The 10,589-nt window shown below is 66.3% G+C and carries 9 protein-coding genes; all 9 read right to left on the bottom strand.

Translation table 11 applies throughout. The features are described from left to right. Positions 1–540, bottom strand: a 540-nt coding sequence (gene dnaN, locus U1E69_RS05565; RefSeq protein WP_322243374.1) for a DNA polymerase III subunit beta, incomplete at its 3' end; no start/stop codon positions are given. 119 nt (positions 541–659) lie between these two features. Next, positions 660–2,021, bottom strand: coding sequence for a chromosomal replication initiator protein DnaA (gene dnaA, locus U1E69_RS05560; RefSeq protein WP_322243373.1), 1,362 nt, complete (start codon positions 2,019–2,021; stop codon positions 660–662). 523 nt (positions 2,022–2,544) lie between these two features. Then, complete coding sequence (gene rpsT / locus U1E69_RS05555) at positions 2,545–2,820, bottom strand: 30S ribosomal protein S20 (protein ID WP_322243372.1); 276 nt, start codon at positions 2,818–2,820, stop codon at positions 2,545–2,547. Positions 2,821–2,975: 155 nt separating this feature from the next. After that, positions 2,976–4,019, bottom strand: a complete 1,044-nt coding sequence (locus U1E69_RS05550) for an alginate lyase family protein (protein ID WP_322243371.1) — start codon at positions 4,017–4,019, stop codon at positions 2,976–2,978. Further along, on the bottom strand, positions 4,016–6,745 hold the full coding sequence (locus tag U1E69_RS05545; protein ID WP_322243370.1) for a hypothetical protein: 2,730 nt from the start codon (positions 6,743–6,745) through the stop codon (positions 4,016–4,018). The genes U1E69_RS05550 and U1E69_RS05545 overlap by 4 nt, the downstream gene beginning before the upstream one ends. A gap of 17 nt (positions 6,746–6,762) precedes the next feature. After that, on the bottom strand, positions 6,763–7,392 hold the full coding sequence (locus U1E69_RS05540; protein WP_322243369.1) for an alginate O-acetyltransferase AlgF: 630 nt from the start codon (positions 7,390–7,392) through the stop codon (positions 6,763–6,765). Next, a complete protein-coding gene (locus U1E69_RS05535; protein WP_322243368.1) occupies positions 7,389–8,744 on the bottom strand; it encodes an alginate O-acetyltransferase AlgX-related protein in 1,356 nt (451 codons plus the stop codon). Before U1E69_RS05535 ends, U1E69_RS05540 begins: the two co-directional genes overlap by 4 nt. Continuing rightward, a complete protein-coding gene (locus U1E69_RS05530; RefSeq protein WP_322243367.1) occupies positions 8,741–9,511 on the bottom strand; it encodes a hypothetical protein in 771 nt (256 codons plus the stop codon). The genes U1E69_RS05535 and U1E69_RS05530 overlap by 4 nt, the downstream gene beginning before the upstream one ends. Then, entirely contained in the window at positions 9,504–10,583 is a 1,080-nt protein-coding gene (locus tag U1E69_RS05525) for an alginate O-acetyltransferase AlgX-related protein (protein WP_322243366.1), read from the bottom strand. Before U1E69_RS05525 ends, U1E69_RS05530 begins: the two co-directional genes overlap by 8 nt. Positions 10,584–10,589: the final 6 nt, after the last annotated feature.

Here is a 10,589-nt window from a genome sequence, read left to right as displayed (position 1 = left end):
GTGGCCATCGGTCGCGACGCAGCGCAGGACCTTGCCGGATTCGCCCTGGCTGACGTGCATGTAGACGCCGTTCAGATAGTAGCGCGTTTCCTCGGTCGAGATCGCGAACTTTGCCTTGTCGAAGAGCCGCCGCAGCACGGGCGCGGGGGCTGAGAAGTTCGAGGAATACTCCGACGTCGCCATGACCGGGAAGTCTTCCTTCGGCAGCGTCGCAAGGCTGAAGGTCGACCGACCCGCCGCGATGGTCAGGCGGCCCGAGGCGGCGTCTTCAGTCAGATTCACAAGCGACCCGTCGGGCAGCTTGCGCGTGATCTCGTGCAGCATCACCGCCGAAACCGTGGTCGCGCCGGGGCGTTCGACCATCGCGGGGGCGCGGTCCACCACCTCGATGTCCAGGTCAGTGGCGCGGAAGGAAACCTGGCTGCCCTCGGCCTCGATCAGCACGTTGGCGAGGATTGGGATCGTGTTGCGGCGTTCGACCACGGATTGCGCCTGGGCGAGCGCTTTCAACAGCGTGGCGCGTTCGATGCTGAGCTTCATCTGGCTTCCCCCTGCCGACCCGTTGAAGGGACGACGAATTTATCCGGTTTCCACCGGTTCACAAGCGTTTGTTGAGACTGTGGAAGGCTTTGCGGGGGCCGTCAAGTGCGGCCCCTGCCTTAGCCCTGCAGAAGGCGGCGCAGAAGCTGCAGATCGTCGGAAAGCTGGCTGTCCGTGGTCATCAGCTCTTCGATCTTGCGAACGCCGTGCATGATCGTGGTGTGGTCGCGGCCCCCGAAACGACGGCCGATCTCGGGAAGCGAACGTGGTGTCAGCTGCTTGGACAGATACATCGCCACCTGCCGGGGCCGCGCGATGTTGCGCAGCCGCTTCGGCCCGATCATGTCCGACAGGCGGATGTTGTAATGTTCAGCCACCTTGCGCTGGATTTCCTCGATCGAGACCTTGCGGTCGGACGAGCGCAGGATGTCGGCCAAGCAATCCTGTGCGAGGTCCAGGGTGATCTCGCGGCCGACCAGCGAGGCAAAGGCAAAGAGGCGGGTCAGGGCGCCTTCCAGCACGCGGACGTTCGTGGTGATGCGATGCGCCAGGAATTCCAGCACGCCATCAGCCAGAACCAGGCCCTTGTATTGCAGGCGGTAGAAATCAACCTTCTGCTGCAGGATACCAAGGCGGAGTTCGTAGTCCGTCGGGTGCAGGTCCACCACCAACCCGCATTGCAGGCGCGACTTGATGCGATCTTCCAGATCCTTGATCTCGCCCGGCGCGCGGTCAGCCGAGATGACGATCTGCTTGTTGGCATCCACCAGGGCGTTGAAAGTGTGGAAGAATTCTTCCTGGGTCGAATCCTTGCCGGCGATGAACTGGACGTCATCGACCATCAGGACATCGACCGACCGGAACAGTTCCTTGAAGTCCATGACCTGCCGGTCCCGCAGGGCCTGCACGAAGCGGTACATGAACTGCTCGGCCGACAGGTAAAGCACACGCAGCTCGGGGCGGCGAAGCTGCAGCTCATGCGCGATGGCGTGCATCAGGTGCGTCTTGCCGAGACCGACGCCACCATACAGGAACAGCGGGTTGAAGGTGACGGGGCCACCCTCGGCCACCCGGCGGGCGGCGGCATGGGCCAGCTCGTTCGGCTTGCCGACGACGAAGCTGTCGAAGGTGAAGCGGGCGTCCAGCGGCGCGCCGGGCAGCTCTTCGTCCGAGGCGCGGCTGCGCGCGGCTTTGGTCGCCGGTTTCACGGCAGCCTTCGCAGGACGGGCTTCCGCCGGAGCGATGCCCACGGCAAACTCCACCCGATCGACCAGCGCGCCGGCAGAGGTCAGCTGCGTGCGGATGTGGTCAGCATAATTGCGCTGCACCCAATCGCCGAAGAAGATGGTCGGCACTTCGAAGCGCGCGACTCCGTTCTTCAGGTGAGACAGCTTTAGAGGTTCGATCCAGGTCGTATAGTTGTTCTTGCCGACACGCTTGATCAACTCTTCCCGAACCTGCCCCCAGGTTTCATTCGTCATTCTTTAACCTGCCATATCCCCGAACCGGCACAGACTGCCGATCCTGTCCTGTCACGCCTCGTGCGAGCCGCTTTGTCCACGCCTCGGCGCGACCGCAAAACGGTCTGCCGGACTGGACCTGTCAGTGGGACGGAACAAACGCACAACATAAGACGCCCGGCCTGCCGGTGTCCTTGCTATACAGACGGAGTAGCTTGGCTGCTACCTCCAACCCTATGATCGCAAACGGAAAACTCAGATATTGCAGCCCATTGGGCGCCATCCCTGTGCAGCAGCTTTCCTTTTGCGACCCGTTCATGTCCCCCAAGACGAAGTGAATCGCAGGGTCACGCTAGCAACCCCGGAGCGGGCTCTGCAACCGAACAACGCGCTTGACAGAGATTCCCCAAACCCGAATCCGACCGCTCTGGCAAATCGGCAACGCAGGGTCGAAATGCCGCATTCCGGCAAGCGCAAGAATGCCGAAGGGCGCAACCCTTGCGGGTGCGCCCTTGGTGTTCCGGATTCGGTCCCGAAGGACGGATCAGGCCTTGGCGACGCCAGCGGACTTCACACGCGCGGCCAGGCGCGACATCTTGCGGGCGACGGTGTTCTTGTGCAGCACGCCCTTGGTGACGCCACGCGCCAGTTCCGGCTGTGCGGCCTTCAGCGCGGCCTGGGCGGCTTCGCCGTTGCCCGAGGCAATGGCCTCTTCGACCTTGCGCAGGAAGGTGCGAATGCGCGAGCGGCGGGCCTTGTTGATGGCGTAGCGGGCTTCCGACTGGCGGGCGCGTTTCTTGGACTGTTCAGTGTTGGCCATGATGGCTTCCTTGCGGTCTATCGGTTTCAAATCTGTCGCACGAAAGACCAGAAGGCCCCATCCCAAGGGATGGATCTGATTCTTGCCTAAGCGGGCCCACGCGCATGTGGGGCGGCCTATAGACCAAGCGCTGTGGAAAGGAAACCCCCAAGCCGTCAGCCATCCGCCGGTTCGTCCGCTGCCGCATCGGGCCACAGCAGGCGCTGGTCACCCCCAAGCTTGGAATTGCCCAATTCCCTGATGCTGTCCAGCAAGGCCGCGATCTTCGGGTCCGGGTCAAGCGTCAGGTAGGCCGGAAGCCAGGCGAGTTCGAAATCGCGCGCCTTGCGGGTGCCGCCGACGGTCTGCTTCTCGCCGGTGATCGTCTCGACCGCCGCAGGATCGTCCAGCCCGTCCAGGGTAAACCGGACGATCCGGGGGAGCGCCCGGTCGCAGATGGTGAAAAGGTCGGGCCGCTGGTCCCTCAGCAGCGCGGCGGTTGTGACAAGCGGGGCGACAGCGTGCAGCTGATAATGCAGCGCCAGCTTGCCGCGCCACATCTCGTTCGGCAGGCTGCCGTCCGCCTCGGCGGTGCAGGCGACCAGACGCAACGTCTCGGCCCCCCAGTCGATCAGGGCGGGGTCGTCCAGGGTCAGGCCGACCCGGGTCACCGCCAACCCGGCCCAGGCCCGCAGGTTGTTCTGCGAGGCGCGGGGCGGGGCTTCGGTATCGAAGAAGGCCATCGCCTGTTGCGACCGGGCCAGAAGCCAGGCCTCGATTTCGGATTTGCCCTCGGGGTCCGGCACAACCTTCAGCGCGGCGGCGTAGGCGAAGGCGATGCCGCCCACCCTTGAGGGGGCGGAGAGGTTCGCGCCTTGGGTCTTCAGATCACTCAGGGCGTCGGCCTTGGCCCAGGCGAGAATGACATCCAGAACGCAGGTGGCGGCCTTCTGTGCCTCGGCAGGCTTGGTCTCGGGGGTGTTCAGGATGTTGGTCTGTCGTGCAAGGTCGGTGATGAAATCGTCGATCGGCTTCAGGGCCGCAGTGACGGCTTTGTCGCTGTCTTCGTCAAAGTCGCTGCGGTTCTTGCTGTCGTCGGTGTAGCGGCTGCCGAAGCCCAGCGAGACGACGGGTTGGCTGTCCACAGGGCACTTCGGGGCCTCTTCAGCGGCCAGAGGGCTGGCGAGGAGAAGCAGCAGGGCAAGGGGTCGCGTGGTCATTGGTTGACCTCCGTCGAAAGTTTCAGGGAGCGCAGCCGTTGCGCGGCGTCGTCGCTGCCCAGGTCGGCAGCCTTTTGCAGCCAGGCCAGTGCCTCGTCTCGCGAAGGGTCGGTGCCGATGCCGAAGACCAGCGCCTCGGCATAGTCGACCATCGCGGCGGGCTCGCCCGCCTCGGCAGCACGGCGCAGCCAGTCGGTCGAGTCCAGCACATCCGCTGGGGTCGAGGCGGCCTCGCGCAGGATCAGGGCATATTCGCGCATGGCTATGGCGCTGCCGGATTCGGCCGCCGACAGATACAGCGCCGTCTCGTCGATGCTGCGGTTTGCAATGGCCCGTATTTCCGGCGTGGCGGCGCGCAGGCGCCGCAAGGTGCCGGGCAGATCCTCGGGCGCGCTGAAGCGGACAAGATCTTCGAACAGCGCCGCCGACTGCGCGGGGTCGTATTGCGGTGAGGACCGCCGCGAGTAGATGTTCAGAAGCCGGTGGATGGCGGTGCGGCTGCCCTCTTCCCGCGCGGCCTGATAGTAGGCCAGGATCTTCGGCTGGTCGGCGTCAGTGGCATAGCGGCTGTAGACGTCGGCCAGTTCGGCCAGCGCATAGCCTTCGCCCGCCGCAAGGTAGTCCGAGATGCGCAGCCAGCGTTCAAAAAGAGTCCGGTCCCCGGCACGGCCAACGGCATCGGTAAGGCGCAGCGCCTCGTCGAAGGTGCAGGCCGTGATCGCGGTGGCGCGGGTCAGGTAGTCGGCATAGACGTTGCGGTCCTTGATCAGCGGCAGGGCCAGCAGAAGCGCATCGAAATCGCCGCGCGCATCCACGACATCGCCATAGCGGTCCATGACGGCGGCCAGCGTCGGGAAGCTGTCGGGATCGGCCAGCGGCAGCATCTCCAGCGCATCCCCCACCCCGCGTTCGGCCAAGGGCAGCAGAATCTCCAGCGCCTCGGCCTGGGTTTCGGGCGTCACGAAGCCCGCTTCCAGCAGCGCCTCGGCGAACTGGGTCCCGGCCGAAGCCTCGCCCAGCGCGACAGCGGTGCGGAAAAGCTCCAGCGCCGCGCTTCGGTCGGCGGGGGTGCGGGCGGCCTTCAGCGCCAAAGACGCCCGGGCAGTGGTGACGCCGGGAAAGCGGGTGGCGTAGTTTTCCCAGAAGGCCAGCGTTTCCTCCGGGGCCTGGCGCTGGTGCAGAAGATAGATGTACTGCGCGATGGCGGTGATCCGGCCAGTCAGGGCCTGAGTCTGGATCTCGGCTTCGGCGACGGGATCGGGCGTGGTGGCCAGACGGGCCAGCTCTTCCGGGGCAAAGTCCACGGCCTCGGACGCGGTGCTTTCGGCGACCTGAACCCAATAATCGGCCTCATCGACCTGCGGCGCGTCGGGGGCGCGGCAGATGAAGGCGCTGGACAGCTGCTGCATCGGGTCAACCTCGCCCGAGGTGACCACGGCCTGCATCAGCTGATCCGTTGCCGCGTAGAAATCCTGCGGCGTGTGGGCGGCGCGAAACTTCATCGGCGCGGTCTTTTCCATCGCGGCGTATTCGCCCAATCCGATGGCGCGTTCGAGCAGCTTCAGCGCCTCGGCCTCGCCCGCCCAGCGGCCCTGGTCGGACAGCACCTGCTCGGCCTTCGCGATCAGGGACCAGGCCGGGGCGTCGGGGCTTTCGACCAGGGTGGACAGGGCGTCGACATAGGCCGGGGTCCAGCTTGGGTTGCGGCGTGACTGGGCCTGCAGGAACAGCACATGGCTTGCCGCGCCCGATGACCAGGTCTCCCCCGCCGCGCCATAGCTGGCATCCGCCAGCTCCAGGTCGCGCGGCACCAAAGCGCCGTCAACGTGCAAGCGGGCCAGGGCGACCTGCGCATAAGGCAGGCCCGCATCGGCGGCGGCGGTCAGATAGCGGACCAGCGCGTCGTTGTCCTTGGGCAGGTCCTCGGCACGCAGGTGGATTTCCGCCACCCGCCAGGCCGAAAGCGCATCCCCGAGGTCGGCGGAAAAGCGATACCAGCGTTCCGCCAAGCCGGGGTCGCGGGTCACGATGTCACCATTCATGTATTCCCGCGCGATCCGGTTCACCCGGTCACAGATCAGCGGGTCCAGCTTGCCCACGAGCGCGCCGAAGGCCATCGTCACGCCCAGTTCGGGCGGTACATCCCAGCCTTGGACCGGAGTGCCCTGAATCTCGCGTTCGACCAGTTGCAGGATCGCGTCGGCATTGCCGCCGAACCCGGCTTGCAGAAGCAGCTCTTCGCCACGGGCGACGTCCCGGTCGATCCCGACACCGCGGATCAGATAGCCCGCCAGAAGGTGCTGCGCCCGAGGCGTCTGGCGCAGGTCCAGCGCGGCCAGCTGTTCAACCAGCCGTTCGCGCTGCAACTCTGACACGCGCCCGGCGGCGAGCAGAAGCTCGATCCGGTCGATCAGCATGTTGGCTTGCGAATACTGCGGGTCGATGGCGCGGAAATTCGCCTGCACCGCATCGACCGTGTCGAACCAGCGCTGCGGGTCCAGCTCGATCAGGCGGCGGAAGTCGCGCTTGATGATGGCCGTATCGCTTTCGGGCAGGGCGTCCAGCGCGACGCCCTCCCATTTCGCCACCAGGGCCTCGTCCGAGGGACGGGGTTCGCAGACGGGGCCCGTCTCCAGCTCTGGCGGCTCGAAGACAAGGTCAACGGTCTGCGCCCCCGCCACGGTGGGCAAGGCAAGGATCAGAAGAGTGGCGAGGATGCGCTGCATGGGCTTTTGCCCTCCGGTCAGGGTTGCTTGGCCAGGGCGTTCGGCGTGACGGTGGCAGTGTAGCTGCCGCCGGTTCCCGACAGGACGATGGCCACGCCTTCACGGCGCTTGAGATCAACGGCGGGAACGGTGGCGACCACGGTCTCGCCATCGCGGATTTCGAAATCCAGCGTCAGCGGGGCTTTCAGAGCCACCGCCCCGCCAGTGCTGGGAGCCACGCCCTCGATCGCGATGGCGTTGGCCTGGGGCACGTAAAGATCGGCCAGGGCAATGTCGGAAAGGTTGTAGAAGGTCACGTCGGCCTGGGCCGGGTTGCGGGTGATCTTGTCTACCACCAGCGCCGAGGCACCGTCGGCGCCCACGACGAAGGAATAGAAAGTGGCCGGCTGGATCGCCTCGGTCGCCGTGGTCTCGCCCGAGGTGATGCTGACCTCTGTCGCGCCGTCGATCACGACATAGGGGGTGACCCCCTTCTCGACCCGGTCAAAGCTGGCCGACTGGATCACCGCGACCGAGGCCGAGGCGTCCACCACGCGGACAAAGCTGGAATTCGGGTTGGCAACGTCTTCGTACAGGCTGGCGTCCTGGGCAAAGGCCATCGAGGCGGTGGCGACCAGAAGCGGCAGGGTCAGATGGATGCGTTTCACGACGCGTCTCCTTTCGGGGTTGGGCAAAGGGTCAGGGCGGAGGTGTCGGTGAGCGGTCGGTCGAAGCGGACCGCCACTTTGACAAGATCGGGGTGCCAATAGGGTTCCAGCTTCAGGAAGAACCGGCCCGTGGCGCGCAGGCGATCCGACCGTTCGATGCGCAGGGATCGGCGGATGCCCGCCTTGGTCTCGAAGGTGACGTCGGCGACCCTCGCGCCCTCGCCGCCCTGGTCGAACAGGAAGGCATCTTCGGGCTTCAGCTGGCCCGGCTGAAAGCTTGCCACAAGGCTGCTCTCCTCGACCGTGGTTTCGGTAGCGATGTCACAGGCGGGTCCGGCGGCGATGATCAGCTCGTCCATCGGGACAGGGCCGAACTGGGCAAGGCTGTTGTAGATCGGGTTTTCCCAGATCAGAAAGGTCGGCCGGTCCTCGGCGAATTCGCGCGAGGTGAGGTAAGAGGTCATCGAGCCGAACTGGTTGCCGCCGGTGATGGCGTAGTTGACCGCCTCGATCCCGGCGTATTCGGACAGGAAGCCCGCAAAGTTGTTGATGCTGCTGTCCGAGAAGGACGTCCCGACCAGCACCAGGCTGGCTTCGTCGCTGCCGGTGCCGAAGATGTCCAGGACTTCGCCCTCGGCTGGCTGGGCGGGGTTGGCATCGGCGAAGATGTCGGCGGCGGAAAGCTGGCCGTCGGTGGCGCGGGTGGTGACCCAGGTCTTCGCTTCGACCTGCGGCAGCGTGTCCTTGCAATAGGTCTGCAACTCTCGGCGAAGGCCGGAAAAGGCGACCTCGGGCGCAGCCTCCTGCGAGGTGAATTCCACGGGCGTCACGTCGGCATAGGCAGGCAGACTGCGGATCATCTCGCCGATGGCCTGTGCGGCAAGCCGTGCGCCGTCGGGGGTCCAGTGGAAGTCGGCCTGAAAGAAGACCTTTTCGTCAGGCTTCGCGCCCAGCATTGCGGTCATCAGGTCGGGCGCGGGCACTCCGGCGGCATTCAGGCGGTCGGTCACGTCCTGATAGTTGGCCTGCATCACCGCGGGGTCATAGCCATAGGCCGCGGCTTCCGGCGGCAGGTATTGCGGCATCGCCTGGCCCTTGGTGGGCACGTTCACGTAGATCAGCGTGGTGCCCTGGTCTTCCAGCACCCGCGCAAGTTGGGCCAGTTGGTCTACAACGATATCGTCCATCGGGTGCTGCAGGCGAAGGTCGGACTGGACGCGGTAGAAGACCCCGTCCGTGCCCTCGATACTGGCCGAGGGGGCGTTTTCGGTATTGGCGCAGCCGAACTGCGTGGGTCCGGCCTGAACGGCGGGGGCCATCAGAAGGCAAAGGGCGAAAGCGGGGCGCATCATGGGGCGGCTCCTTCCAGGGTCGGGCGCACAGGCGGGCGCTTGCTGCGGTCAAGGTCGGGATCGGGGACAGGCAGCGCGGCGGGCTGAAGCGCCTCGGCACCCGGGATCTGGCGGGCCAGCGACAGGGCCATTGCCTGAACGCCGGGATCGGGGCTGGCCAGCGCAAGCTCCAGCGCGGGGCGGGCGGCTTCGGGGTCGGGGGGCAGGCCCGGCTCGCCCTGGATATGGCTTATCGCAAGCTGCATCGCAGCCTTCGCATCCCCTGCCTGGGCGGCCATCAGCAGCAGGTCGCGCGCAAGGGGGATGTCGGCCTCGAACGGAGCGCCCTTCAGCAGCATCTGCGCCAGGCCCGCTGCCGCCTTGGGGTCGCCCTGCCGCGCCGCGCGGTCCAGCACGCCGCGGATGTTGCGCAGGCGCGCAGGGCCAAACGCCGCGCTCTGGTCGGTCAGAGTGGCCAGAAGGCGGGGCGTCGCGAAGTCGCGGCCCTGATAGACGGCGATGGAATAGTAATGCGCCGCATCGTCGATGAAGGCCGGGTCGTCGCGGTCTTCCAGCCGCTTGGCATAGCGGGCGGCGGCCAGCCCCTCGCCCGCATCGGCCAGGGTCTGCAGCTGGACGTCGGACAGGTCCCGGCCCGCCAGCATCGACTTGCGCAGCGCCTTCAAGGACGGGCTGCCCGCAATGGCCGGGGGCAGCACGACGTCTGCCGTTGCCGGAGCCACCGACAGAAGGGCCAGCATCAGCCCGATATGGACCGGGTTACGCACCGCTTTTCACCGGTCCTTGCGCATCCCACAGCGCGGGGTCGGTCAGGTAGCGCACCGGGAATTCCCAAATCACCACCTTGGGCGGGGCATCGCGGAAATCGGGCGAGGCGAGGTAGTCCAGCATCGGGCGCGCCGGACCCCTGCCCTCTTCGGCCAGATTCAGGACGTCTTGGCGCAGGGCCAGCTTCAGCGCCTCGGCAAAGCTGAAGGTCGGGTTGGCGGAATAGGAGGTGCCGATCAGAAGCGTGCCATCCGTCGTCGCTTCTGCGAAGATGTCCAGACTGTCACCCTTGGCCCGCGCCATGGCGGTGAAGGGAACGGCGGTCTCGGGTTCAAGGCCGATCGACGGGGCGAGGTCCTCGTTCGTGACGAAGGCCACGAGATCGCCGGTGAACTGCTGCGGGGCCGAGCGTTCGACGTCGAACTCGGTGTCGCCCAGATCGACCAGGCCCGAGGCGGCGAGCGCCTGCGCCACGTCCTCGGCGCCTTCGGGGGTCCAGTGGGTGTCGGTGCGGAAGAAGGAAAGCTCGGCCTCGGCCCCGCCCCGCAGCGCGGACCGGGCATTAAGGACGGCGACGTCGTGGCGGCGCAAACCGGCCAGGAAGGCGTCGTAAAGCGTGGCGATCCCCTGTGCTGCCTGGGGGTCACTGTGGGCCACCATGACATCCAGCTTGCCGGGAACCGGGACCACGACCAGCTGCACGCCCGCCGCCTTCAGCCGGTCGCGGACCCGAGCGATGCGGGACAGGGACAGATCCAGGTCGCCCGTCAGAGGCCGCAGTTCCTCGGCGGTGAAAAGCCAGCCGTCTTCGCCTGCAAGCACGCCCTTCCGGCCCTCGCCCACCGCCAGATAGCGCAGCGCGCCGATCATGCCGATGGCCGGTTCGCGGTGCGGCAGCGACTTGCGATAGACGCTGTCCAGCGTCGCCGTCAGCCCGCCGCGCAGGACATCCACGTCCTTCGGCAGATCGCTTTGGCCGGGAAACTGTGCGTAGCCCAGGTTGACCACGGCGGCATAGCCGAAAAACGCGACGGGAAGCACGAAGCGCGAGGCCCGGAGGATGGGTTGCATGGTCGG

This window comes from Tabrizicola sp. (genome assembly GCF_034366665.1).
Taxonomy (GTDB): Bacteria; Pseudomonadota; Alphaproteobacteria; order Rhodobacterales; family Rhodobacteraceae; genus Tabrizicola.
The sequence above is the reverse complement of the archived record's forward strand: the minus strand, read 5'-3'. Positions and strand labels throughout refer to the sequence as shown.

What these genes read in the sequence shown, in the direction of transcription:
- dnaA (WP_322243373.1), bottom strand. Translation starts at nt 2,021, where the DNA reads ATGACGAATGAAACCTGGGGGCAGGTTCGGGAAGAGTTGATCAAGCGT.
- rpsT (WP_322243372.1), bottom strand. Translation starts at nt 2,820, where the DNA reads ATGGCCAACACTGAACAGTCCAAGAAACGCGCCCGCCAGTCGGAAGCC.
- U1E69_RS05550 (WP_322243371.1), bottom strand. Translation starts at nt 4,019, where the DNA reads ATGACCACGCGACCCCTTGCCCTGCTGCTTCTCCTCGCCAGCCCTCTG.
- U1E69_RS05545 (WP_322243370.1), bottom strand. Translation starts at nt 6,745, where the DNA reads ATGCAGCGCATCCTCGCCACTCTTCTGATCCTTGCCTTGCCCACCGTG.
- U1E69_RS05535 (WP_322243368.1), bottom strand. Translation starts at nt 8,744, where the DNA reads ATGATGCGCCCCGCTTTCGCCCTTTGCCTTCTGATGGCCCCCGCCGTT.
- U1E69_RS05525 (WP_322243366.1), bottom strand. Translation starts at nt 10,583, where the DNA reads ATGCAACCCATCCTCCGGGCCTCGCGCTTCGTGCTTCCCGTCGCGTTT.